Annotated in this window: 23 protein-coding genes and 1 riboswitch; of the genes, 11 read left to right on the top strand and 12 right to left on the bottom strand. The window is 69.5% G+C overall.

Annotation, left to right across the window (positions count from 1 at the left end; all coding sequences use genetic code 11):
• Positions 1-13 precede the first annotated feature (13 nt).
• Positions 14-1,390, top strand: coding sequence for a serine hydrolase domain-containing protein (locus ACFYNU_RS31340; protein WP_356595617.1), 1,377 nt, complete (start codon positions 14-16; stop codon positions 1,388-1,390).
• A 105-nt stretch (positions 1,391-1,495) separates the two neighbouring features.
• On the opposite strand, the gene ACFYNU_RS31335 is transcribed toward ACFYNU_RS31340, so the two are convergent.
• On the bottom strand, positions 1,496-1,960 hold the full coding sequence (locus tag ACFYNU_RS31335) for a GNAT family N-acetyltransferase (protein WP_356595619.1): 465 nt from the start codon (positions 1,958-1,960) through the stop codon (positions 1,496-1,498).
• Between the two features lie 10 nt (positions 1,961-1,970).
• Positions 1,971-2,444 carry a MarR family transcriptional regulator gene (locus ACFYNU_RS31330; RefSeq protein ID WP_356595621.1) on the bottom strand — a complete coding sequence of 158 codons (474 nt, stop codon included), beginning with the start codon at positions 2,442-2,444 and terminating at the stop codon, positions 1,971-1,973.
• Positions 2,445-2,681: 237 nt separating this feature from the next.
• Here ACFYNU_RS31330 and ACFYNU_RS31325 point away from each other — a divergent pair, with 237 nt between their 5' ends.
• Positions 2,682-3,905: an MFS transporter gene (locus ACFYNU_RS31325; protein WP_356595623.1), complete on the top strand. Its 1,224-nt coding sequence runs from the start codon at positions 2,682-2,684 to the stop codon at positions 3,903-3,905.
• 20 nt (positions 3,906-3,925) lie between these two features.
• On the opposite strand, the gene ACFYNU_RS31320 is transcribed toward ACFYNU_RS31325, so the two are convergent.
• Positions 3,926-4,480 (bottom strand): DUF2269 domain-containing protein, encoded by a 555-nt coding sequence (locus tag ACFYNU_RS31320; protein WP_356595624.1) that lies wholly within the window; start codon positions 4,478-4,480, stop codon positions 3,926-3,928.
• 76 nt (positions 4,481-4,556) lie between these two features.
• On the opposite strand from ACFYNU_RS31320, the gene ACFYNU_RS31315 reads away from it, so the two are divergent.
• On the top strand, positions 4,557-5,285 hold the full coding sequence (locus ACFYNU_RS31315) for a haloacid dehalogenase-like hydrolase (RefSeq protein WP_356595625.1): 729 nt from the start codon (positions 4,557-4,559) through the stop codon (positions 5,283-5,285).
• A gap of 5 nt (positions 5,286-5,290) precedes the next feature.
• Here the strand turns inward: ACFYNU_RS31315 and ACFYNU_RS31310 are convergent, their stop codons facing one another.
• From ACFYNU_RS31310 to ACFYNU_RS31295, 4 genes are all read right to left on the bottom strand, one after another.
• On the bottom strand, positions 5,291-5,770 hold the full coding sequence (locus tag ACFYNU_RS31310) for an NUDIX hydrolase (RefSeq protein WP_356595627.1): 480 nt from the start codon (positions 5,768-5,770) through the stop codon (positions 5,291-5,293).
• A 52-nt stretch (positions 5,771-5,822) separates the two neighbouring features.
• Complete coding sequence (locus ACFYNU_RS31305; protein WP_356595629.1) at positions 5,823-6,716, bottom strand: LysR family transcriptional regulator; 894 nt, start codon at positions 6,714-6,716, stop codon at positions 5,823-5,825.
• A 221-nt stretch (positions 6,717-6,937) separates the two neighbouring features.
• Positions 6,938-8,110, bottom strand: coding sequence for a cystathionine gamma-lyase (locus ACFYNU_RS31300; protein WP_388767894.1), 1,173 nt, complete (start codon positions 8,108-8,110; stop codon positions 6,938-6,940).
• A 6-nt stretch (positions 8,111-8,116) separates the two neighbouring features.
• Positions 8,117-8,497 carry a phage holin family protein gene (locus ACFYNU_RS31295; RefSeq protein ID WP_356595631.1) on the bottom strand — a complete coding sequence of 127 codons (381 nt, stop codon included), beginning with the start codon at positions 8,495-8,497 and terminating at the stop codon, positions 8,117-8,119.
• A 14-nt stretch (positions 8,498-8,511) separates the two neighbouring features.
• Here ACFYNU_RS31295 and ACFYNU_RS31290 point away from each other — a divergent pair, with 14 nt between their 5' ends.
• The 4 genes from ACFYNU_RS31290 to ACFYNU_RS31275 all read left to right on the top strand — a co-directional run bounded on the left by ACFYNU_RS31290 (position 8,512) and on the right by ACFYNU_RS31275 (position 10,920).
• The gene (locus tag ACFYNU_RS31290; protein WP_031230692.1) at positions 8,512-8,829 is read left to right on the top strand and encodes a cupin domain-containing protein; all 318 of its coding nucleotides are present in this window, start codon (positions 8,512-8,514) and stop codon (positions 8,827-8,829) included.
• A gap of 168 nt (positions 8,830-8,997) precedes the next feature.
• On the top strand, positions 8,998-9,216 hold the full coding sequence (locus ACFYNU_RS31285; protein ID WP_356595634.1) for a DUF5326 family protein: 219 nt from the start codon (positions 8,998-9,000) through the stop codon (positions 9,214-9,216).
• Positions 9,217-9,556: 340 nt separating this feature from the next.
• The gene (locus ACFYNU_RS31280) at positions 9,557-10,333 is read left to right on the top strand and encodes a helix-turn-helix domain-containing protein (protein ID WP_356595636.1); all 777 of its coding nucleotides are present in this window, start codon (positions 9,557-9,559) and stop codon (positions 10,331-10,333) included.
• A 152-nt stretch (positions 10,334-10,485) separates the two neighbouring features.
• Positions 10,486-10,920: an SsgA family sporulation/cell division regulator gene (locus tag ACFYNU_RS31275; RefSeq protein WP_356595638.1), complete on the top strand. Its 435-nt coding sequence runs from the start codon at positions 10,486-10,488 to the stop codon at positions 10,918-10,920.
• A 60-nt stretch (positions 10,921-10,980) separates the two neighbouring features.
• Here the strand turns inward: ACFYNU_RS31275 and ACFYNU_RS31270 are convergent, their stop codons facing one another.
• The gene (locus tag ACFYNU_RS31270; protein ID WP_356595640.1) at positions 10,981-12,375 is read right to left on the bottom strand and encodes a YibE/F family protein; all 1,395 of its coding nucleotides are present in this window, start codon (positions 12,373-12,375) and stop codon (positions 10,981-10,983) included.
• A 71-nt stretch (positions 12,376-12,446) separates the two neighbouring features.
• Positions 12,447-12,588: riboswitch (TPP riboswitch) on the top strand.
• Between ACFYNU_RS31270 and thiC the strand changes: the two genes are divergently transcribed.
• Positions 12,582-14,354 carry a phosphomethylpyrimidine synthase ThiC gene (gene thiC, locus ACFYNU_RS31265; protein WP_356595642.1) on the top strand — a complete coding sequence of 591 codons (1,773 nt, stop codon included), beginning with the start codon at positions 12,582-12,584 and terminating at the stop codon, positions 14,352-14,354. (Overlaps the previous riboswitch by 7 nt.)
• A gap of 66 nt (positions 14,355-14,420) precedes the next feature.
• Here thiC and ACFYNU_RS31260 read toward each other — a convergent pair whose 3' ends face one another.
• The 4 genes from ACFYNU_RS31260 to ACFYNU_RS31245 all read right to left on the bottom strand — a co-directional run bounded on the left by ACFYNU_RS31260 (position 14,421) and on the right by ACFYNU_RS31245 (position 19,386).
• A complete protein-coding gene (locus tag ACFYNU_RS31260; RefSeq protein ID WP_356595644.1) occupies positions 14,421-15,365 on the bottom strand; it encodes a hypothetical protein in 945 nt (314 codons plus the stop codon).
• A 138-nt stretch (positions 15,366-15,503) separates the two neighbouring features.
• Positions 15,504-16,319 (bottom strand): hypothetical protein, encoded by an 816-nt coding sequence (locus tag ACFYNU_RS31255; RefSeq protein ID WP_356595646.1) that lies wholly within the window; start codon positions 16,317-16,319, stop codon positions 15,504-15,506.
• Positions 16,320-16,466: 147 nt separating this feature from the next.
• A complete protein-coding gene (locus tag ACFYNU_RS31250; protein WP_388767884.1) occupies positions 16,467-17,897 on the bottom strand; it encodes a metallophosphoesterase in 1,431 nt (476 codons plus the stop codon).
• A gap of 376 nt (positions 17,898-18,273) precedes the next feature.
• Positions 18,274-19,386 (bottom strand): LacI family DNA-binding transcriptional regulator, encoded by a 1,113-nt coding sequence (locus ACFYNU_RS31245; protein WP_031230698.1) that lies wholly within the window; start codon positions 19,384-19,386, stop codon positions 18,274-18,276.
• A gap of 521 nt (positions 19,387-19,907) precedes the next feature.
• Between ACFYNU_RS31245 and hisC the strand changes: the two genes are divergently transcribed.
• The 3 genes from hisC (at position 19,908) to cydB (ending at position 23,838) form a co-directional block, all read left to right on the top strand.
• Entirely contained in the window at positions 19,908-20,987 is a 1,080-nt protein-coding gene (gene hisC / locus ACFYNU_RS31240; protein ID WP_356595650.1) for a histidinol-phosphate transaminase, read from the top strand.
• A 294-nt stretch (positions 20,988-21,281) separates the two neighbouring features.
• Entirely contained in the window at positions 21,282-22,811 is a 1,530-nt protein-coding gene (locus ACFYNU_RS31235; protein WP_356595652.1) for a cytochrome ubiquinol oxidase subunit I, read from the top strand.
• Positions 22,812-22,836: 25 nt separating this feature from the next.
• Positions 22,837-23,838, top strand: coding sequence for a cytochrome d ubiquinol oxidase subunit II (gene cydB / locus ACFYNU_RS31230; protein ID WP_356595653.1), 1,002 nt, complete (start codon positions 22,837-22,839; stop codon positions 23,836-23,838).
• Positions 23,839-23,855 lie beyond the last annotated feature (17 nt).

The following is a 23,855-nucleotide window of genomic DNA, read 5'->3' as shown; positions in this document are numbered from 1 at the left end:
TAGATGTGGTGCCATGACCTCACCCTTCGAAGATCTTCTTCCCGGTACCCGGCGAGCCCTGCTCCATCGCATCGCCATCGCGCAGTCCGAGGGCCGCGCGCCCTCGGTCGTCGGCGCGGTCGCGCGCGACGGGCGCACCGTCTGGTCGGCCGGGCGCAGTTGTGTGGACGGGCATGAGCCCGACGCGGACACCCAGTACCGGATCGGCTCGATCACCAAGTGCTTCACCGCGGTTCTGGTGCTGCGGCTGCGGGACGAGGGGCTGCTCGATCTGGCGGACCCGCTGGAGAAGCACCTTCCCGGCACCGGGGTCGGCGAGGTCACCGTCGCGCAGCTCCTGGGCCATGGGGCCGGTCTGGCGGCCGAGGCGCCGGCCCCCTGGTGGGAGCGCACCCCGGGGACGACGCGCCCCGAGCTGGCCGACGTGCTCGGTGAGCAGCCCGTGCTGCATCCCGCCGGCAGGCTGCACCACTACTCCAACCCCGGCTACACGCTGCTCGGTTCGCTGATCGAGGCGGTGCGTGGCGCGTCCTGGGAGGAGGTGCTGCGGCGGGAGGTGCTGGAGCCGCTGTCGATGCACCGTACGACCGCGCGGCCCGTCGCCCCGGCGGCCGGTGGTTTCGCCGTGCATCCCTGGGCCGACGCGATCCTGCCCGAACCGGCCGAGGATCTGGGCCTGATGGCCCCGGCCGGCCAGCTCTGGTCGACGGCCGAGGACCTGTGCCGCTTCGGGGCCTTCCTCGCCGAGGGCGACGACCGGGTGCTGAGCGCCGCGTCCCTCCAGGAGGCACTGAGGCCCGCCACGCCGCCCGAGGGCGGGGAGTGGGGCGGCGGTTACGGGCTCGGCTTCCAGCTCGTCCAAGGGGCCGGCCGTACGCTCGTCGGGCACACCGGCTCGCTGCCGGGCTTCATCGCCGCGCTCTGGGTGAGTGCCGAGGACGGACTGGTCGCGGTCACGCTCGCCAACGCCACCTCAGGACCGTTCGTCGGCGTGGTCGCCGCCGAACTGATCGGCATCGTGGCGGACGCGGAGCCCCGTATCCCCCAGCCGTGGCGGCCACTGCCCGAGGTCGACCAGGAACTGCTGGCGCTGACCGGTCCCTGGTACTGGGGCGCGACCCCGTTCGTCCTGCGTCTGACGGCGGACCGGGGTCTCGACTTCCAGCCGCTGCGCGCGGCGGGCCGGCGTTCCCGGTTCGTGGCGCGGCCGGACGGCACCTGGCAGGGGCTCGACGGTTACTACACGGGGGAGACGCTGAAGGTCGTACGGCGCCCGGACGGTGAGGTGAGCCATCTCGATCTGGGCTCCTTCGTCTACACCCGTGAGCCGTACGAGCCGGGGGACGCGGTCCCGGGCGGGGTGGACGAGCAGGGCTGGCGCGGTCTGTGAGATCTCGCGTCCGGTGATGTTTCACGTGAAACCGGACGCGGCGCCGATCCGGCCCATCCCCCTCGGTGACTACGCGCCGATCCCGGCCCATCCTCCCCTCGGGGGCTACGCCGGGTCCGACAGGCTCAGCTTGAATCCGATGTGGGACGCGGTGAAGCCGAGCCGCTCGTAGAAGCGCCGGGCATCCGTACGTGACGCGTCGGACGTCAGCTGGACCAACTGGCAGCCCTGGCGCCCGGATTCGTCGATGGCCCACTGGATCAGCTGTGTGCCGAGGCCGGAGCCGCGCTCGTCGGCGTGCACCCGTACGCCTTCGATGACCGAACGCGTCGCGCCCCGGCGGGAGATGCCCGCGATGATCGTCAGTTGCAGCGTGCCGACGACCCGTCCGTCGCGCTCGGCGACGACCTGATACTGATTCGGGTCGTCGGCGAGCCGCTCGAAGGCCTTGAGGTACGGGGTGAGGTCGTCCGGCGACTCGCGCGCCGCGCCCAGCGGGTCGTCGGCGAGCATCGCCACGATCTCCGGGAGGTCGCCGGCGTCGGCCGGCCGTATGTGCAGATCGTTCATGGTCCGCAGATTACGCCGGGGCCGATCCGGCGGGCACACGGAGTTCCTCCACGGCCCTGACCAGCGGTGCCAGCTCGGGGTTGGTGGCCGCCGCGTCCAGTGCCTCGCGCAGCGCGGTGTCGTTCGTCGGCCGTGCCTCGGCCAGCAGCCGCAGGCCCGACTCGCTGACATCGGTGTAGATCCCGCGCCGGTCCGTCGGGCACAGATAGCGGGTGAGCAGTCCGCGGTCCTCCAGGCGGGTGACCAGCCGGGTGGTCGCGCTCTGGCTGAGGACCACGGCGTCGGCGACCTGTTTCATCTGGAGGTGCCCGCCCTCGCCGTCGTGCTGGCGGCTGAGGACGTCGAGCAGTGAGTACTCGCGGACGCTGAGATCGTGCCCGCTCTGGAGAGCCCGCTCGATGTGCGACTCGATCCTGCTGTGCAGGAGGGAGAGGGCCACCCAGCCCTGGGCGAGGGCGGTGAGTGCGGGGTCCGTGGCTGGCATGTCGTCTTCCTCCGTCGTCTCCGACGTCTTCAGCGACCGTCTCCGTCGACGGGAGCTTCCTGTGACCAGGATAGGGCACGTGTGCAATATAGCGCGCTTGCAATTAAACGGCGTCTGCAAGTATTGTCCACGCTCGTAAAGCGTGCACGCAAGCAGCTCACTGACGTCAAGCAGCGCACCGACCGTGAGCCACGCACCGACCGCACCGACGTACCTCTCCGGGAAAGGCCCTCACCCATGCCTCTCGCACTCCTCGCCCTGGCCATCGGGGCGTTCGGGATCGGGACCACCGAATTCGTGATCATGGGGCTGCTCCCCGAGGTCGCCGCCGAGTACGGGGTCACCATCCCCACCGCGGGCCATCTGGTCAGCGGCTACGCCCTCGGAGTCGTACTCGGCGCCCCGGTCATGACGATCCTGGGCACCCGCGTCAGCCGTAAGCGCATGCTGATGCTGCTGATGGGCCTGTTCATCGCGGGCAACGTGCTGTCCGCGCTCGCCCCCACCTTCGGTCTCATGCTCACCGGCCGTGTCGTCGCCTCGCTCGCCCACGGCGCGTTCTTCGGCATCGGCTCGGTCGTCGCCGCCGGGCTCGTCGCCCCGCACAAACGGGCCGGCGCCATCGCGATGATGTTCACCGGACTCACCCTCGCCAACGTCGTGGGCGTCCCCCTGGGGACGTACGTCGGCCAGACCACCGGCTGGCGCGCGACCTTCCTCCTCGTCGCGGGCCTGGGCGTCGTCGGTCTCGCCGGTGTCGCCAAGCTCGTACCGGAGCAGCCGCGCCCGAAGGGCGTACGGCTGCGCCACGAGGTGGCCGCGTTCCGCAACGTCCAGGTCCTGCTCGCCATGGGGATGACGGTCCTCGGCTTCGGCGGTGTCTTCGCCGCGATCACCTACATCACCCCGATGATGACGAAGACCGCAGGCTTCGCCGACTCCTCCGTCACCTGGCTCCTGGTGCTGCTCGGCCTCGGCATGGTCGGCGGCAACCTCATCGGCGGCAGGTACGCCGACCGCCATCTCATGCCCATGCTCTACGTGTCGCTCGGGGCCCTGGCCGTGGTCCTGGCGCTGTTCACACTCACCGCGCACGACAAGATCGCCGCGGCCGTCACCATCACCCTGATCGGCGGGCTCGGTTTCGCCACCGTGCCGCCGCTCCAGAAGCGCGTGCTCGACCAGGCGTCCGGCGCCCCGACGCTCGCCTCCGCCGTCAGCATCGGCGCGTTCAACCTCGGCAACGCCCTCGCCGCCTGGCTCGGCGGTCTGGTCATCGGGGCCGGGTTCGGCTACACCGCGCCCAACTGGGTCGGTGCCGTGCTGGCCGCGTCCGCGCTGCTCCTCGCCGTCGTCTCGCACACCCTGGAACGCCGTGGTGGTCCCCGAGACAGCGAGGCCGCTGCCACCGACACCACCGGCGCCACCGCCTCCGCCCCGACCCTCGTCCGACCGGCATGATTCAGGCGATCCGGCATGACTCAGGCGATCGGGCTGAGGGGCTTCTTCGCGGGCTCGCCTTTCGAGGGCTCTCCTGATGTCCTACGGCCGACCCGCTCCGCCCGCAGCCGCCGTCCCCGGCGCGTCAGCCCCCACGGCTTCAGCACCGAGATGACGGTCATGAAGAGGTACGCACCGGTCGCCACCGACGGCGCGGCGACCAGGCTGCTGTCGGGTATCCCGCCGCTGCCCGCGGCGTGCACGATCCCCGGCCGCAGCGCGAAGACCGTCGCCGCGCCCGTCACCAGGGTGATCCAGAACTTGATCCAGACCCAGTGGTGGCGGGCCAGCCCCCACGGTGTCCCCAGGGAGAGCACCAGTCCGCTGACGAGCGTGATCACGACGACGGGTGCGAGCAGCCAGTCGGAGAAGACCTTCATCGCGCGGTAGGAGGCGTCGGTGAGGGTGGCGTCGCCGGTGGTGTACGCGGTGATTCCAAGCGTGAGAAGACCCAGGGTGAGGCCCAGCCAGCTCACGGAGACGGCGACATGGACGACGAGGAGTGCCCGGCGGACGGGCCGCTTGAGTGGTTTCACGTGAAACACGGTGTCGTGATTCGCGCCGCAGGGCGTCTGACGGCGGGAGTAACCGCCCGTACTAACCTCGGCGTACATGGACAGCCCCGGGAAGCACATCGGCGAAAACATCCGCGCCCACGACCGCGCCGACATCCGCGCCGACGTCCGCGCCCAGGACCGTGACCGCGCCCCCACCCTCTACCTCTTCGACCTCGACGGCACACTGATCCGCGGCTCGGCCGCCGCCCTTGAGATCTCCCGGCAGCTCGGGGTCAGTGCCGAGATCGCGGCGCTGGAGCGCGAATTCCTGACCGCCGGTCTGGCCCCCGCCGAGTTCGCCGTACTGGCCAGGGAGCTGTGGGCGGAGCTCACCGCCGCACAGGTCGAGGCGGCCTTCGAGGGCGCACCGTGGCTGGCCGGGATCCGGGAGGTCTGGGACGGCATTCGCGCGCGGGGCGACTACTGCGCCGTCATCTCGCTCTCACCGGACTTCTTCGTGAACCTCCTGCTGCCGTGGGGCGCGCACGCCACACACGGCTCACGCTGGCCGGCCCTGCCGTTCACCCAGCCGGTGGACCGGGCGGGGATCCTGGACACGGCGGCCAAGGTGCGGATCGCGAATGAGCTGTGCGCGCGGTTCGGCGTCCGGCTCGACGACTGTGTCGCCTTCGGGGACTCCCTGTCCGACGCGGCGATCTTCGCCTCCGTGCCCCGCGCGGTGGCGATGAACGCGGACCACCATCTGGCGGGTCTCGCCACCCACACCTACACGGGCGGCGATCTGCGCGAGGCGTTCGCACTGCTCGGGCAGCAGCGCGACTAGCGGGATCAGCCCAGGTCGGGCGCGTGCATCGCCCGTACGCCCTCGATGTTGCCGTCCAGATAGTGCCGCAGCGACAGCGGTACGAGATGGACGGCGGCGATCCCGACCCGGCTGAACGGGACCCGTACGATCTCGTACTCACCGCACGGCTCGTCCATCTCCGGTCCGTGCCGCAGCGACGGGTCCATCGACGCGAGGCGGCAGACGAAGAAGTGCTGCACCTTCACGCCGGTGACCCCGTGGTCCGCGATGTGCTCGACGGTGTCCACGAAGCACGGCACGACATCGGTGATCTTGGCGCCCAGCTCCTCGTCCACCTCGCGGTGGAGCGCGTCGACCACGGTGGCGTCGTACGGCTCGACGCCGCCGCCGGGCGTCAGCCAGTACGGATCCACCCCGGGCTTCGTGCGCTTGATGAGGACGAGATGGTCGCCGTCGAGCAGGATGGCGCGTGCGGTGCGCTTGACCACGGGCCGTTCGGTCATGGGAAGAGCGTGGCCCGATAAGGGCGTGTCGAAACTCCCCGGGCCCCGGCGGTCACCAGTCCACCGAAGCGCGCAGCAGCCACTCGTGCGCCCGCGCGATGTGCGGCAGGGCGAGCGTGCCGGTGCGTACGACGAGGAAGTACGTGCGCAGCGGCGGCACCGGCGGGTCGTAGAGAGCGACGATCTCACCGCGTTCCAGGGCGGCCTCGCACAGATAGCGGGGCAGTACCGCCAGTCCGGCGCCCGCCGCCGCGCTCTCCAGGACGGCGCGCAGGTCGGGTGCGATGACGGCGCCGGCGGCGGCCGGCCGGGAGTCGAAGACCGACGCCCAGTAGCGGGAGACGAGCGGCAGGGACTCGTGGACCTCCACCACGGGCAGCTGTTCCAGCACGACGTGGCCCTTGCGCAGTACGTCGTGGCCCAGCCGCGCCGCCCAGCGCGGCGAGGCGACCAGGACGTGCTCCTCGTCGCAGAGCGGGGTCGAGGTCAGCAGGCCGCCGCGTGGCCGGGCGGTGGCGATGGCGAGGTCGTGGTGTCCGGCGGCGAGGCCGTCCAGGGTCTCCTCGGCGTTGGCGAAGAAGGAGGCGCGGAGCGCGAGGCCCTGACTGATCAGGGGGGTGAGCGCGGGCAGGGCCCGTACGGAGGTGAACTCCGGCGGCCCCGCGAGATGCAGGGTGCGTACGCCCGACTCGTCGTCGAGCCCGGTCTCGGTGATCTCGACCAGTGCGTCGAGGTGGGGCGCCGCGCGGTGGGCGAGTTCGTCGCCGATGGTGGTGGGGGTGACGCCGCGGGCCTGGCGCAGGAACAGCGGGCGCCCCAACTGGCGTTCCAGGGTGCGTATCTGGCCGGTGACCGCGGGCTGCGAGAGCCCGAGCAGGGCGGCGGCGCGGGTGAAGGAGCCGGCTCGGTGGACGGTGACGAAGGTACGCAGCAGGGCCAGGTCCATGACAGCCCTCCTCAACTTCCGGCCCCACGCGAACCCGTCCCAGGGCCCGTCGCCGGAGCGTCCAACTATAAATAAGTCGATAGGCGGCTGTCGCTACTGTGATTGGACACTGACGCACAGTCAACTAGCCTTGTGAGCGTGGTTCTTCGCGCGTGGAACCCGTGGGCGGTCCGAGCCACGAGGGGGGAGGTTCGGACCGCCCGTTCTGTCTCGCACCTCTGTCAGGGCGCGGCCTCGGCCAGCGCGCGCAGTACGTCCGCGACCAGGTCGTCGGGGTCCTCGGCGCCCACGGAGAGCCGGACGAAGCCCTCCGGTACGGCGTCGCCGCCCCACCGCCCCCGCCGTTCCGCCGTGGACCGTACCCCGCCGAAGCTCGTCGCGTCGTCCACCAGGCGCAGCCCGTCCAGGAAGCGCTCGGCGTGCTCCTTGTCGGGCAGGACGAACGACACGACGCACCCGTAGCGCCGCATCTGGGTGGACGCGACGGCGTGCGAGGGGTCGTCGGGCAGCCCGGGGTAGCGCAGCCCGCTCACCTCGGCGCGCCCGCCGAGCGCCCGCGCGAGCACCAGCGCACTCGCGCACTGACGGTCGAGGCGCAGCTGGAGGGTGGCCAGTGAGCGATGGGCGAGCCAGGCCTCCATCGGCCCGGGGATGGCACCGGCCATCTTGCGCCAGCGTCGTACACCCGCAGCCAGTTCGGCGTCCTCGCAGGTCACGTGGCCCAGGAGGATGTCGCCGTGGCCCGTCGTGCCCTTGGTGTCGCTGGCCACGCTGAAGTCCGCGCCGAGTTCCAGGGGGCGCTGCCCGAGCGGGGTGGCGAGCGTGTTGTCGACGGCGACGAGAGCGCCCTCGTCGTGCGCCGCCCGCACCAGCCGGCGGATGTCGCAGACGTCGAGCCCGGGGTTGGACGGGCTCTCGATCCACAGCAGCCGGGCACCGGCCAGCACACCGAGCTGCGCGTCGCCGCCGGTGGGGGCGGTCCGTACCTCGATGCCGTACGCCGTGAGCTGCTCCCGCAGCAGCGCCAGGGCCTGATAGCCGTCGTCCGGCAGCACGACCGCGTCGCCGGTCCGCAGCTGGGAGAAGAGCACCGCCGAGATCGCGGCCATCCCGGAGGCGAAGGTGACCGTCTCGACGGCCCGGCCCGGGGCCTCCAGCTCGCCGATGGCCCGTTCCAGATAGGTCCAGGTCGGATTGGTGTCACGGCCGTAGGTGTACGGGCCCGTCGGCTCGCCCGGCAGATGGAAGTGCGCGGCGAACACCGGTCCCGGCAGGGTCGGTTCGTACTTCACCGGGTCGGGCAGTCCGGCCCGTACGGCCCGGGTGCCGTCCCCCGTCCCGAAGTCCGGCACCGTGTGGCCCGGGCCCGGCGCGGCGCCCGTCTCGCTCGCCACGGGCGATCAGTCCTTGTCGTCGGGGAGCACGACGTTCAGCGCCCACGACACGATCGAGATGATGAGCCCGCCGAGCACGGCCGTCCAGAAGCCCTCGACATGGAAACTCAGATCGAGCTTGTCGGCGAGCCAGGAGGTCAGCAGCAGCATCAGCGCGTTCACGACCAGGGTGAACAGCCCCAGGGTGACGATGAACAGCGGCAGTGTCAGCAATTGGACGATCGGCTTGACGACGAAATTCACCACACCGAAGATCAGCGCCACGACCACCAGCGCGAGAGCCTTCTTGCCGGTGCTGTCACCGGTCAGGGTGATGTCATTGATCAACCAGATCGCCACGGCCAGCGCTCCCGCGTTGGCGATCGTCTTGACTACGAAATTCTTCATGGTGAGATCGTGGCATGAAGGCATTCCGACTGGACGAGCTGGAGGCGGAACGTGCCGCCAACGACGGTGCGTATCTGCAATTTGTACGGGAACGGAACATGTCCGTCGGCCTGTACGCGCTGGACGCCGGCACCACCGACCCGCAGCAGCCGCACAGCCAGGACGAGGTCTACTTCGTCGTGAGCGGGCGGGCGGCGATCACCGTGGGCATGGAGACGACGCAGGTCGGGCGGGGCAGCGTCGTCTACGTCCCGGCCGGTACGGCGCACAAGTTCCACCACATCAGCGAGGACCTGCGGGTGATGGTCGTCTTCTCCCCTCCTGAGGGCTGAGACGGCCCCCGGCTCAGGGAGGAGACGGGCGACCGCGGACCCTCATCCCTTTCGTCAGGGTCGGGTCAGGGGTGTTCCAGGGCTCCGGGACCTCCGTTCCGGGCCGCGCCGCTCTAGCATCGAAGGCAGCGGAACGAACGTCAGGACTCATGGAACGAGGTAGGGACGATGGCCGTACGGGAGATTGTCGCGGGAATGCCCTGGTGGGTGAAGTGGATCGCGTTGCCTGTGGTCGTTCTCGTCGTGTTCGGCGGGCTCATCGCGAGCGTGGTCGGGTTTGTGATCGCTCTGCTCTTCAAGGCGCTGATCCTGGTGGCGCTGGTCGGCGGGCTCGTCTTCGCGGTACGGAAATTCACCTCGTCCTCGTCCTCGCGCGGCGACTGGTAGACCGCCCCGCCGCCCCGTCGGGGCGGCGCCGCACCCCCGGCCCCACCCCGGGCCGCACCCCCGGCCCCACCCCGGGCCGCACCCTCGGCCACACCCCCGCCGTTAGCCCGCGCGGGGGAATGGCGGATCCGAAACCACTCCCTCCTCAGAAGCTGCCATTAGAGTGGCAAGCCTCTGCCACATCCTGCGAAAACAGCGTCGACGGTCGTTTTGACCAACGCATTGTGCGAGTTCTCGGCGCCGGACCTCAGACTCTGTCCGAGGTCCCCGAGGGTGCGGCGGGCGCGGGGGCGGCCCCCGCGAGCGGGCGCACGCCCGTCAGTACGCCTGGGGGTGACCTTTGGCCACAGCGACCACGCCAGCTGCCCCAACCCTGATCGGTTCGGTGCGACGTGCGCTGCGCCTGCTGGAGTCGGCCGGCGCCCATCCGAACGGCGCCCCGGCGAAACAGCTCGCGCGCGAGGCCGGTCTTCCCCTCCCCACCGCCTATCACCTGTTACGGACCCTGACCCACGAGGGCTATCTCCGCCGGGAGAAGGGGATGTTCTTCCTCGGCGACGCGGTGGACCGCCTGGTGAGCGGTGCGGGCCCGCGGCTGGGCCGGGCCCGGCGCACCATGGCCGAATCGATGGAGCACTGCCGCGATGTGATCGGGGCGCCGGTGTACTTCGCGGTCTACCGCGAGGGCGAGATCGAGGTCGTCGCGATCGCCGACAGCCCCGCCGCGCCCGCCGTCGCCGAATGGGCCGACTTCCGCGAGACCGCGCACGCGCACGCGATCGGCCAGTGTCTGCTGAGCCAGCTCGACGAGGACGCCCGCCGGGACCATCTGGACCGGCACCCCGTGGGCCCGCTCACCCCCTTCTCCGTCGCCGACCGGCGCACCCTGCTGTCACGTCTGGGTGCCATGGGGCGTACGGGGCCCGTGTTCGAGCGCCAGGAGTATGTGCTCGGTCACGTCTGCGCCGCCGTACCGATCAGGGCCGGGGCGACGATCGCGGCTCTCGCGACGTCCGTGCCGCTGCATCAGGAGGAAAAGCTGCTTCCCGCTGTCGAACGGCTATGCAAAGAGATCGGAAACATGATCGGCTCGCTGGAATTCTCTATCAGTATCTGAAATATCACTCCTTGTGATCCGATACTGCGTACTGGACGATTAAGAAGAGGATCAAGGGGCACCAATATCGGACGTTTCACCCTTCAAACCCCCAAAATCCCTCCGAATTTCTTACTCTCCGTAACTTTCCGTCATCCACTGCGGGGTACATGATGCGCGAGTTGGTTCAGGCCGAAGTCCTGATGAGTTTCCTCGTCTCCGAGGAGCTCTCCTTCCGAATTCCCGTGGAACTGCGTTACGAGACGGCGGACCCCTACGCGGTGCGGATGACGTTCCATCTGCCCGGCGACGCCCCGGTCACCTGGGCCTTCGGCCGCGAGCTGCTGGTCGACGGCATCAACGAGCCCAGCGGCGACGGCGACGTCTACATCTCGCCCACCCAGCCCGAAGAACTCTCCGACGTCCACATCCGACTCCAGGTCGGCGCCGAGCACGCCCTGTTCCGGGTCAGCGCGCCGCCGCTGGTGGCCTTCCTCGACCGGACGGACCGGCTGGTCCCCCTCGGCCAGGAGATGACGCTCGGAGACTTCGAGACCGACCTGGAGGAGACGCTCGGCCGCATCCTCGCGGAGGAGAACGCCGGCTGAGCCACCCGCGCCGCCATCCGCCGCCATCCCGCCCCCGCCACCGTCGGCGGCCGGCGGGCTCTACGCCTTACGGCGTCGCCCGCCCCCGCCCCGCGTCCGCAGCCCGCCGAACGGGCCCCCGGAGGACGCCTTCGACGGCGCTCCCGAGGGTGCCCCTGAGGGCGCCCCCGTCGCGCTCTCCGCCGACGCCGCGCCCGGCGACCCCGGCCGGTCCGCCGACACCACCAGCGCCGCCAGGGCCGTGGTCACCGGCACGGACGCGACCAGCCCGATGGACCCCACCAGGGTCCGTACGATCTCCTCGGCCACCAGCTCGCTGGTCGCCACCGTCCCCACGCTCGACTCCGCGATCGTGAAGAGCAGCAGCAGCGGCAACGCCGCGCCCGCGTAGGCCAGTACGAGCGTGTTGACCACCGACGCGATGTGGTCGCGGCCGATCCGGATCCCCGCCCGGTAGAGCGCGCGGGGCCCCATGGTCGGATCCGCCTGACGCAGCTCCCACACCGCCGACGTCTGGGTGACCGTCACATCGTCGAGCACGCCGAGCGATCCGATGATGACGCCCGCCAGCAGCAGACCGCTCATGTCGATCTCCGGATACAGCCCGTGGATCAGACCGGTGTTGTCGTCGGTGTTGCCCGTCAGGCTCGCCCAGCCGATGAACAGCGAGCCCAGCAGCCCGATCAGCAGCAGCGAGATCAGCGTGCCGAGGACGGCGACCGACGTACGGGCCGTCAGACCGTGGCACAGATACAGCGCGATCAGCATGATGGCGCTCGCCCCGACGACCGCGACGATCAGCGGGTTCGAGCCCTGAAGGATCGCCGGCAGGATGAAGAGCGTCAGTACGGCGAACGAGATCACCAGCGCGACCAGGGCCATCAGCCCGCGCAACCGCCCCACCACGATCACCGCGAGCGCGAAGATCCCGGCCAGCACCGCCATCGGCACCGTACGGTCCACGTCCGTGACCGAGTACTGGAGATCCCGGGGAGCGTCGGGGGCATAAGCCACCACCACACCCTGTTTCACGTGAAACTGCCGTGGCGCGTCCGGCTGGACGACCTCGACGAACTTGCGCCCCGTGTCCTTGCCGCTCTTCACCTCGACCGTCGCCTTCACACAGTCCCCGGTCTGCGCGCGCTGCGCCTCACGCCCCTCCGGCGTCGACGTGTCGCCCGTCGGCGGGACCTGAGCGGCGTTCACGTCCTTGCAGTCGACTTTCTCGATCTTCACGACCTCGCCCTGCTGGGTCTGCCGGTCGAAGCCGACACCGGTACGTTCGTGCGCCGGGGCGCCGCCGGGCCAGAGCACGACGAGACCGACAACGACCGCCGTCGCGAAGGGAATCAGCACCGCGGCGATGACCTTGCGCAGGTGCTGGGAGACCGGTGCGGCCGGCCCGTGGCTGTGCGAGTGGCCGTGCGGCTCGGGTGTCTGCTGGGGTGAGGTCACCGACCGATCATCGCAAGAACGACGGAGGCCCTCTGTTCAGCACGCCCGGCATGGCGTTAGCGTGGTGGTGCCTTTACACACGCGGGAGCTCGGAGCACCGGGCTGAGAGGACGCTGACTGTGGAGTTCCGGGACTTCCCGGACCCCTTCGCTGCGTCGACCGCCGAACCTGTTACCGGGTAATGCCGGCGTAGGGAGTAGGTCTCCATGACCGTTCAGGACACACACACGTCTGCCTCCGACCCCACGGGCGAGGACAGGCCGATCGGCTGGCACAAGGGGTATGTGGCGGGTTCACGCCCCGATCTCCGGGTGCCGGTCCGTCAGGTGCATCTCACCAACGGCAACGACGTGACGCTGTACGACACGTCGGGGCCGTACACCGACCCCACCGTCGAGACCGACGTACGGCGCGGGCTCGCACCGCTCCGGGAGAACTGGATCATCGGCCGCGGCGACACCGAGGAGTACGCCGGCCGCCCCGTCCGCCCCGAGGACGACGGCCTCAAGCACACCTCACCGCGCGGCGGGCTGCGCAACCTCGACGCGGTCTTCCCCGGCCGCCCGCGCCAGCCGCGCCGGGGCCGCGCCGGACAGCCGGTGACCCAACTCGCGTACGCCCGGCGCGGGGACATCACCCCGGAGATGGAGTACGTCGCCATCCGGGAGAACGTCGCACCCGAGGTCGTACGCGACGAGATCGCCGCGGGCCGCGCCGTACTGCCCGCCAACGTCAACCATCCCGAGATCGAGCCGATGATCATCGGCAAGCGGTTCCTGGTGAAGGTCAACGCCAACATCGGCAACTCCGCCGTCACCTCCTCCATCGAGGAGGAGGTGGACAAGATGACCTGGGCCACCAAGTGGGGCGCCGACACGGTCATGGACCTCTCCACCGGCCGCAACATCCACACCACCCGCGAGTGGGTGCTGCGCAACTCCCCCGTCCCCATCGGCACCGTGCCGCTCTACCAGGCCCTGGAGAAGGTCGACGGCAAGGCCGAGGAGCTGACCTGGGAGATCTACAAGGACACGGTCATCGAGCAGGCCGAACAGGGCGTCGACTACATGACCGTTCACGCCGGCGTGCTCCTGCGCTATGTGCCGCTGACAGCCCGCCGCAAGACCGGGATCGTCTCGCGCGGCGGCTCGATCATGGCCGCGTGGTGTCTGGCGCACCATCAGGAGTCTTTCCTGTACGAGAATTTCGAGGAGCTGTGCGACATCCTCGCGGCGTACGACGTGACGTACTCACTCGGCGACGGCCTGCGCCCCGGCTCGATCGCCGACGCCAACGACGAGGCGCAGTTCGCCGAGTTGCGGACGCTGGGTGAGCTGAACACCATCGCCAAGCGGCACCACGTACAAACCATGATCGAGGGTCCGGGCCATGTCCCGATGCACAAGATCAAGGAGAACATCGACCTCCAGCAGGAGATCTGCGAGGAGGCGCCGTTCTACACGCTCGGCCCGCTGACGACGGACGTCGCCCCGGCGTACGACCACATCACCTCCGGCATCGGCGCGGCGATGATCGCCTGGTGGGGCACGGCGATGCTCTGCTACGTGACGCCCAAGGAGCATCTCGGTCTGCCGAACCGCGACGACGTGAAGACCGGTGTCATCACCTACAAGATCGCGGCGCACGCGGCGGATCTGGCCAAGGGGCATCCGGGGGCGCAGGAGTGGGACGACGCGCTGTCGGACGCGCGGTTCGAATTCCGCTGGGAGGATCAGTTCAATCTGGCGCTCGACCCGGACACGGCACGGGAGTTCCACGACGAGACGCTGCCCGCCGAGCCGGCGAAGACCGCGCATTTCTGCTCGATGTGCGGGCCGAAATTCTGCTCGATGAAGATCTCGCACGACATCCGGCGTGACCACGGCGGTTCGCAGGACGAGATCGAGGCGGGTATGGCGGCCAAGTCGAAGGAGTTCGCGGCGAGCGGCAACCGGGTGTATCTGCCGCTGGCCGACTGACGCGCGGCGACTGTGTGGTGAGGGGCAGAGCGGTGCCCCCACCACCGTCGCCGTCGGAAGCGAGGGTCAGGGACGGCGACCGGGCTTGCTGTGGGAGGGGGAGGCCTGGCCGTTAGCCAGTTGCCGCAGATATTGACTGTACGAAGAGGTGTCCGGCCGGGAGGGACCGGCCTGCGACTGCTGGTAACCGGGGGGCAGCAGCTCACCGGCCGCTGACACCGGCTGCGCGGGCGCCTCCTGAGTGGCGCCGGCCGGGAAATGATATTGCTGTTCCTGGCCATAGGAATAGGTGTGCGCGGCGAATTGCGGCTGGGGCGGGTCGACCTGGATCCGGGGCTGGATCCGGGCCTGGGGCTGTGGCTGGGGCGGGACCCTGTTATGGTTCCGGGGCTGATTCTGGGCGGGAATTCCAAGGATCGGTTTCGGGGCGCCCAGCGGCGCGGTCGGCGATATGGTGAAGCCGTCGGGATTCCCGTCCTTGTCCCGCCGCGTCACCAACGGGATCTCCGCCTCCCGGAGCGCTGTTTCCACTGACGTACCCAGCTTCGAGCCCATGCTTCTGATCCGGTTCAGATGGCTCACGATGGTTTTCAGTTCGCCGGGCCCGCTCGACGGTTTCGGCAGAATTCCCTTCTCCATCATGGGGGTGCCGGTGCCCCCGGCCAGGCCGTAAAGGTCCCGGATGGTCGCGCCGTATTTCATGTCTTTCTCTGTTTTGTACAGTGTGTGAATGCTCGGAGTGTTTCCTGAAATTCTTAGTCCGCGACCACTCGCCCGCGGTTCCAGAGGTATTTCCGCGTAATTCAGGGCTCTCTCCATCAAGGGCCCTATGTATGCCCTTTCGCTCTTGAGGTTGTACAGATAAACCGCGATGGTATCTCCGGCGATGATCCCGGGAAACTTCTCGTTCGCTACCGGGAGATACCCCTTCAGGATCCTGCGCTCGGTCGGGTGATCGCTGTATATATGCATGACTGCGGCGGCATATTCCTGATCGGTGTGGTTCGGCAACGGGTGCTCCCTCGCGGACCGTGCGGAGGTATTGGTTCTTTCCTCGCTACGGACCGGGCCGCCGATCGGTTCAGTCCAAGCCTTACGGCAGGACTGGCCGGAAGTCGTCGCTCAGGACATGTGCCGCGCCCCTGTGGGTCACTCCGGCCGGTGCTCGGGCCCGCCGTAGTCGGGGCTGGAGAAGTCCGGGCTGGAGAACGTGGGGCGCTGGCCGGTCGTCGCGCCGTCGCCGGGGCTGGAGAAGTTCGGGCGGCTGTAGCCCATCTTCGGCAGATGCTGCGCGGGCCGGGCCTTCGGCGTGGGCTCCACGTCGGGCGCGGCCAGGGCTTCGCGCAGGAACGGCAGGATTCCCCGTTCCAGTACGGCGACGCGCCACGCCTCGCGGGCCCGTGACACCTCGTCGGGCCATGAGCCGTCCGTCTCACCCGCCGAGACCTCTGTCGACGCGTTGCGCAGGGCGGTGATCAGCAGCCCGGCCCCGGCGACAGCCAGTCCGACGGCCGTGACGGCGCAGAAGAACCAGCCGACGGTGAGCAGCGTGCCGGAGAAGGCGGGCACCGGGCTGAGCAGCCTCAGCAGTGCGCCGACGAGCAGGAAGACCACGGCCGCCGCGCCCGCGAGGGCCGGCACCAGGACGGCGACGACGGCGGCGAGACCCGCGCCCGTCTCGCCGGGCGCCTGCGCCGGGGACAGTACGGAGTCGCCCACCGGTGGGCCGGCCGGCGTACGGAACTCCTCCCGGACCTTGGCGAAGTGCTCGTACTCGGCCGCAGCCGCGGCGGCTATCAGAGAGGTCGCGCCCAGAGCCATCGTGCGCAGTTGTTCGGTATTGAGCCGCTGTCCGACATCGGCCAGATCCGGACGATCGTGCGCATGGCGCAGCGTCTCGTCGAGAATCCGCTCGAAATCGGCGCGATCCTCGTTCAGCAGATGCGGAGCGCTGTTCATGTGCATCCCCCGATGCTCCGTGAGGCCGAATTGCCCACCAGGAGCGGACGATTGGCGAAAACGGAGGAGAGCCTGCTACGGATGAGCCGATGGTAGAGCGGTTAAGGCACGGGGTGACAGGGAGTTCACTGAAATGACCTGCCCCCACTCTGCTCAGTTATGCAGCGGGAGCTGTACGACCAGTAGCTTTCCGGCCATGGTCACTCCGCCGTCCATGGCGATGGCGAGCCCGTCCGCGTACACGTGCGGGCCGTCGACCACGGGTCCGGAGTCCTCCGCGCCGTCCGAGGCGTCCTCGGTGCCGACCTCGCCGAGCAGATACGGAATCGGGCTGTGGCCGTGAACGATCCGTCCGCCGCCGTACGCGGCCATCAGTTCCCTGGCCGCCTCCGGGCCGCCGTTGTCACGGAACGCGAAGCGCTTGGTGAGCTTGCGGAAGATGTCCCAGCACTCGTCCGCGTCGTTGCGGGTGAGGATGGCGCGGACGTTGTCGTTGACGTCCTCGATGGTGCTGCCGTAGTCGAGGTACGCGGTCGTGTCGGAGTGCATCAGCAGATGCCCGTCCTCCTCGACCAGCGCGTCGAGCCGGGACATCCACTGGAGATGGACGTCCTGGAGGCGCTCCATGTCCGCCTTCTGACCGCCGTTCAACAGCCAGGCGGCCTGGAAGGTGGCGGTGCCCGCCCCCGAGTTGACGGGGGTGTCGCCGAAGCGCCTGGCGCCGAGCAGCAGCAGTTCGTGATTGCCCATCAGGGCCTTGCAGTAGCCACCGGCGGCGGCTGCCTCGGCGGAGAGCCGCATGACGAGGTCGATGACGCCGACGCCGTCGGGACCCCGGTCGGTGAAGTCGCCGAGGAACCACAGGCGGGCGTTGCCGGCGGACCAGCCGCCGTCGGCGTCGATGAGGCCCTGTTCGGTGAGGGCGGCGACGAGTTCGTCGAGATAGCCGTGGACGTCGCCGACGACGAAGAGCGGGCCGAGACCGTCCGGGGCGACCGGGCTCTCCACCGTCTCGACCAGGACCCGGGCGGTGTCACCGCGGTTGATCACCGGGAGGTCGCGCTCGGTGGGGGTGTAGCCCTCGGGGATCTCGTCGTGCGGGACGGCGTTGCCGGGGTGGACCGGGGGTGTGACGTCGGCGGCGGGTGCCGCGACGGGCGCGGCGGGTGCCACGGGTGCCACGGGTGCCGCAACGGCCGTCGCGGGCACGGCGGGTGCCGCGACCGGCGTCGGGAGCGGGGCCGGTGCCGTGGCCGGTGCCGTGGCCAGGACCGGGGCGCCGGGAAGCGTACCGACGAGGCTGCGCGGATCGATGCTGGGCGTGATGCTCAGCCGGCCCGGCGAGCCGTTCCGCTCGGCGAGCAGCGGCGACGCCGCGGCCGGCTCGGGGGCCACCGCGACCGCCCGCGGCACGGCCTCGCCGGGCTGCCCCGACTCACCGCCCGGCACTGCCTGTTCGGGCGGCGCGGGCTGCCCCGGCTGTCCCGGCCGCACGGGAACCTGTGTGTACGGCGGTACCCGGAAGTCGCGCAACGTCGCCGTCCGCACCACGGGTCCCTGACCGGTCCCGGCCCCCTGCGTCATCGACCCCTCCACCACCGTCGCGCCTGGCGTACACCTCTCGGGCCCGCCTGGCCGGGCGGGGACATCCCCACCGGAGGTAGGGGAAGGTCCGCGGTGTCGTGCGCCCATCATAGGAATGCAGCCACCCCTGTGTGACGCACCAGGGGTGGTCAATCCGATTCCACCCACGTTTCACCGGCTGTTTTCACACGGATCGCCCGAATTGCTCCCTCCGAATCCCCTTCGCGTCGCTCACGCGTCACTCACGCGCCGGACTCGAACTGGACCGGACCGGGACCGGACGGTGACCGGATGTGGACTCGGACCCGATGTGGACTCGGACCGGACCGGACCGGACCGGACCGGAGCCGGGCCCGGGTGTCGGGCCGGCCGGGCGTCAGTCCCTGGCGGGGGACCTCGGAGCGCTGACCGTGGTGCGGGGCGGGCGCCGTTGGGACGAGGTCCGCACGATCAGCTCTGTCGGTATCACCTGTTCGACGGGCCGCCCGGTGTCGATCCCCTCGATGGCGTCGATGAGGAGCTGGACGACGGCGGTGCCGATACGGCGCGGCTTGAGCGACAGCGTCGTGATGGGCGGTTCGGTGGTCGCGTACACGGTGGACTCGCTACAGCAGACCAGCAGCAGGTCCTCGGGCACCCGCAGGCCGTAGCGCCGTGCGGCGGCGAGCAGATCGGTGCCGTTGGGGTCGAAGAGCCCGTACACCGCGTCGGGGCGGTCGGGTCTGGCGAGCAGCCGGTCGGCGGCGACGGCCCCGGCGCAGGGGTCGTGCGCGGGGTAGGACTCGTAGACCGGGTCCTGTCCGACGCGCTCGCACCAGCGCAGATAGGCGGTGGTGGAGAGCCGGGTGTACGTGTCGGTGGTGGTCCCGGTGAGCAGCCCGATCCGGCGGGCGCCGGCCGCGGCGAGATGGTCGAGCAGGTCGAGTACGGCGGCCTCGTGGTCGTTGTCGACCCAGGCGGTGACGGGGAGGGTGCCGGCCGGGCGGCCGTCGGAGACGACGGGCAGGCCCTGGCGGACGAGTTCGGTGACGACCGGGTCGTGGTCGGAGGGGTCGACGACGACGGTGCCGTCGAGCGCGACGTTCGACCAGACGTCGTGCCGGGAGGTGGCGGGCAGGATGACGAGGGCGTAGCCGCGGGCGAGCGCCGCGGAGGTCGCGGCCCTGGCCATCTCGGCGAAGTAGGCGAATTCGGTGAAGGTGAAAGGTTCATCCCCGTACGTGGTCACGGTCAGGCCGATCAGTCCTGACTTGCCGGTACGGAGGGTTCGGGCCGCGGCGGAGGGGCGGTAGCCCAGCCGTTCGGCGACTTCTCGGACATGGCGGCGTGTGGCGTCGGGTAAGCGGCCCTTGCCGTTGAGCGCGTCGGAGACGGTCGTGATGGAGACACCGGCAGCGGCGGCCACGTCCCGGATGCCCGCCCGACCTTGCCGGCTGCCCCGGCGGGTTGTGTCCGTCCGGCTCACCTGGTGTTTCCCTGCTGGTGTCATGGCGAGCCGATAGTAGGGCTCATCAAGGTGGTAAGGCCGGTCGCATATTCACCTCCCAGGAGTCACGTTTCTGCATGATCAACAACGGTCAATCGGGATGGAAATCAAGGCCGTTGAGCGATTCGGTTGTTGTCTGTCAAGCGTGGAGCTGGATGGGCCTGGCGAGTGTCCGATGTTTCGAAGAGGTCTCAACTCACCCCCACGGGGGATGCGCGCCACGGAGTGAGCCACCGGCGCGCGCCAGGCCAAGGAGCGCTCCCCCTGTCAGGGCGCGGTTCCGGGCCCGTTCCCCGGGGCCTCGGCGGCTCCTTCGGCACCCGGTTCCGGGACGGGTATTCGCAGGGGTCGGCAATCCTCTTAAGGTGAGGAGTATTGGTGCATCCGTATGAGGTGAGCCGATCATGTGTAAGGCCCACGGAACGCCCTTCGGGGCGCTCCGAGAAAGCCCCTGTAACGCCCCAGAGCACCTCAGAGCACCTCAGAACATCCATAAAGCCCAGAACGCCCGAGGAGGACCCGCGGTGAGCGAGACGAGCCCGAAGCTGCGCGCCGAGCTGGACGGCATTCCCACCTACAAGCCGGGCAAGCCGGCGGCGGCCGGCGGGCCCGTCGCGTACAAGCTGTCGTCCAACGAGAACCCGTACCCGCCGCTCCCCGGCGTGATGGAGACCGTGCTCGCCTCGGCCGGCGCGTTCAACCGCTACCCCGACATGGCGTGCACCGGGCTGATGAGCGAGCTGGCCGACCGTTTCGGAGTGCCCGTCTCGCACCTGGCCACCGGCACGGGCTCCGTGGGTGTCGCCCAGCAGCTGCTTCAGGCCACCTCCGGGCCCGGCGACGAGGTGATCTACGCCTGGCGGTCCTTCGAGGCGTACCCGATCATCACGCAGGTCTCGGGCGCCACGTCGGTGAAGGTGCCGCTGGACGCGGACGAGGTGCACGACCTGGACGCGATGGCGGACGCGATCACCGCGCGGACACGGATGATCTTCGTCTGCAACCCCAACAACCCCACCGGCACCGTGGTGCGCCGGGCCGAGCTGGAACGGTTCCTCGACCGCGTGCCCAGCGATGTCCTGGTGGTACTGGACGAGGCGTACCGCGAGTTCATCCGCGACACCGACGTTCCCGACGGGGTCGAGATCTACCGGGAGCGGCCCAACGTCGCCGTGCTGCGGACCTTCTCCAAGGCGTACGGCCTCGCGGGGCTGCGTGTCGGCTTCGCCATCGCCCACGAGCCGGTGGCCGCCGCGCTGCGCAAGACCGCCGTGCCCTTCGGTGTGAGCCAGATCGCACAGGACGCGGCGGTCGCCTCGCTGCGCGCCGAGGACGAGCTGCTGGGGCGGGTGGGGTCGCTGGTCGGTGAGCGCACCCGCGTGTACGACGCACTGCGCGCGCAGGGCTGGACGGTGCCCGAGACGCAGGCCAACTTCGTGTGGCTGCGGCTGGGGGAGCGTACGACCGACTTCGCGGCGGCGTGCGAGCGGGCGGGCGTGACGATCAGGCCGTTCGCGGGCGAGGGGGTACGGGTGACGATCGGCGAGTACGAGGCGAACGACCTGTTCCTGCACACGGCGGAGTCGTTCCGCAAGGAGATCTGAGCGGGCGGTCCGGCGGGCCGGCCGTCCGACGGTTCGGCGCGCAGGCCGTTCGACGGTCCGGCGGTCCGAATCAGGCTCTCTCCCAGGCTGATTCCGGCGCGCGGTCACGGCGGGATGTTCGAAGGGGACCCCCCCTTGAAGATCCGGTCGGGCCGTGCGCCATACTTTTGCTTGTGAATGTGAACGCGTTCACAAGCGCGTCCCTGTTTTCTGACTCGTCCCGTTCTGACCGGGACCAACAGGGCAAGCCGCAGCCCCCGGCAAGGGGCCCGTACGGAGAAGGAGAGAGACATCGTGGACATCGCACTGGCTCCCGAGACTCTCGCGCGATGGCAGTTCGGCATCACCACCGTCTACCACTTCCTCTTCGTCCCCCTCACGATCTCCCTCGCCGCGCTGACCGCCGGCCTGGAGACCGCCTGGGTACGGACGTCGAACCCCAAGTACCTCAAGGCGACCAAGTTCTGGGGCAAGCTCTTCCTGATCAACATCGCGATGGGGGTCGTCACCGGCATCGTGCAGGAGTTCCAGTTCGGTATGAACTGGTCCGACTACTCCCGCTTCGTCGGCGATGTCTTCGGCGCCCCGCTCGCCTTCGAGGCGCTGATCGCCTTCTTCTTCGAGTCCACGTTCATCGGTCTGTGGATCTTCGGCTGGGACAAGCTGCCCAAGAAGATCCATCTGGCCTGCATGTGGATGGTCTCGATCGGCACGATCCTCTCCGCGTACTTCATCCTCGCGGCCAACTCCTGGATGCAGCACCCCGTCGGCTACCGGATCAACGAGGAGCGCGGCCGGGCCGAGCTGACCGACTTCTGGGCCGTACTGACCCAGAACACCGCGCTCGCCCAGTTCTTCCACACCATGACGGCGGCCTTCATGGTCGGCGGCGCGTTCATGGTCGGCATCTCCGCCTTCCATCTCGCGCGCCGCAAGAGCAAGAAGCACCGGCAGAACATCCCGGTCATGCGGACCTCGCTGCGGCTCGGCCTCGTCACCCTCGTGACGGCCGGTCTGCTCACCGCCGTCAGCGGCGACACGCTCGGCAAGATCATGTACGAGCAGCAGCCGATGAAGATGGCCGCCGCCGAGGCCCTGTGGGACGGCGAGGCGCCCGCGCCGTTCTCGATCTTCGCCTACGGGGACGTGGACGAGGGCCACAACAAGGTCGCCCTGGAGATCCCCGGCCTGCTGTCCTTCCTCGCGCACAGCGACTTCGACTCCTTCGTGCCCGGCATCAACGACGTCCAGAAGGCCGAGCAGGAGAAGTACGGGCCCGGTGACTACCGGCCCAACATCCCCGTCGCGTACTGGGGCTTCCGCTGGATGATCGGCTTCGGTATGGCGTCGCTGGGCATCGGTCTCCTCGGGCTCTGGCTGACCCGCCGGAAGTTCCTGCTGCCGAAGGCGCTGCGGACCGGCGAGGACGAGGTGCCGAATCTCGTACTCCTGCGCAACAAGGCGCTCGGCCCGCGCTTCGCGCACATGTACTGGCTGGTCGCCCTGTGGACGATGCTCTTCCCGCTGATCGCCAACTCCTGGGGCTGGATCTTCACCGAGACCGGCCGGCAGCCCTGGGTGGTGTACGGGGTGCTGCGCACCTCCGACGCCGTCTCCCCCGGCACGTCGCAGGGCGAGGTGCTCACCTCGATGATCGTCTTCACCCTGCTCTACGCGGTGCTCGCCGTCGTCGAGGTCAAGCTGCTCGTGAAGTACGTCAAGGCGGGACCGCCCGATCTGAGCGACGACGACCTCAACCCACCCACGAAGATCGGCGGCCACGACTCCAAGGACGCCGACCGCCCGATGGCCTTCTCGTACTGAGGACTTGAGGAGCTGAACTTCAGTCATGGAACTACACGACGTCTGGTTCGTGCTGATCGCCGTCCTGTGGACCGGCTACTTCTTCCTCGAAGGCTTCGACTTCGGGATCGGCGTCCTGACGAAGCTGCTCGCCCGGAACCGTAAGGAGCGCAGGGTCCTCATCAACACCATCGGGCCCGTCTGGGACGGCAACGAGGTGTGGCTGCTGTCGGCCGGAGGCGCGACCTTCGCGGCGTTCCCCGAGTGGTACGCCACCCTCTTCTCCGGCTTCTATCTGCCGCTGCTGATCATCCTGGTCTGTCTGATCGTGCGCGGTGTCGCCTTCGAGTACCGGGCCAAGCGCCCCGAGGAGCGCTGGCAGCGCAACTGGGAACACGCGATCTTCTGGACCTCGCTGCTGCCGGCGGTGCTGTGGGGCGTGGCCTTCGGGAACATCGTGCGCGGCGTGAAGATCGACGCGGACATGGAGTACGTGGGCAACCTGGCCGACCTGCTCAACCCGTACGCGATCCTCGGCGGACTGGTGACCCTGACCCTCTTCACCTTCCACGGCGCGGTGTTCGCGGCGCTCAAGACGGTTGGGGACATCCGGATGCGGGCGCGGCAGCTGGCGTTCGGTCTGGGGCTGCTGACCGCCGTGCTGGCGCTCGGGTTCCTGGGCTGGACCCAGGCCGACAGCGGTGACGGCGCGAGCCTGGGCGCCGCCGCCGTCGCGGTGGTGGCCCTGGCGGGCGCGGTCGTGGCGATCAGGGCGGGGCGTGAGGGATGGTCGTTCGCGCTCTCCGGGCTGACGATCGTGGCCGCCGTCGCGATGCTGTTCCTGACGCTGTTCCCGGATGTCATGCCGTCCTCGCTCAACCCCGAGTGGAGCCTGACGGTGACCAACGCGTCCTCGACGCCGTACACCCTGAAGATCATGACCTGGTGCGCGGGGATCGCGACGCCGGTGGTGCTGCTCTACCAGGGCTGGACGTACTGGGTCTTCCGCAAGCGCATCGGTACGCAGCACATCGCGGACGCGCACTAGAGCCATGGGTGTCGAAC

Source organism: Streptomyces sp. NPDC006643 (assembly GCF_042870175.1).
In the GTDB taxonomy this organism is placed as follows: Bacteria; Actinomycetota; Actinomycetes; order Streptomycetales; family Streptomycetaceae; genus Streptomyces.
Note: the sequence above shows the minus strand (reverse complement) of the source record. Positions and strands in the feature narration are given on the sequence as shown.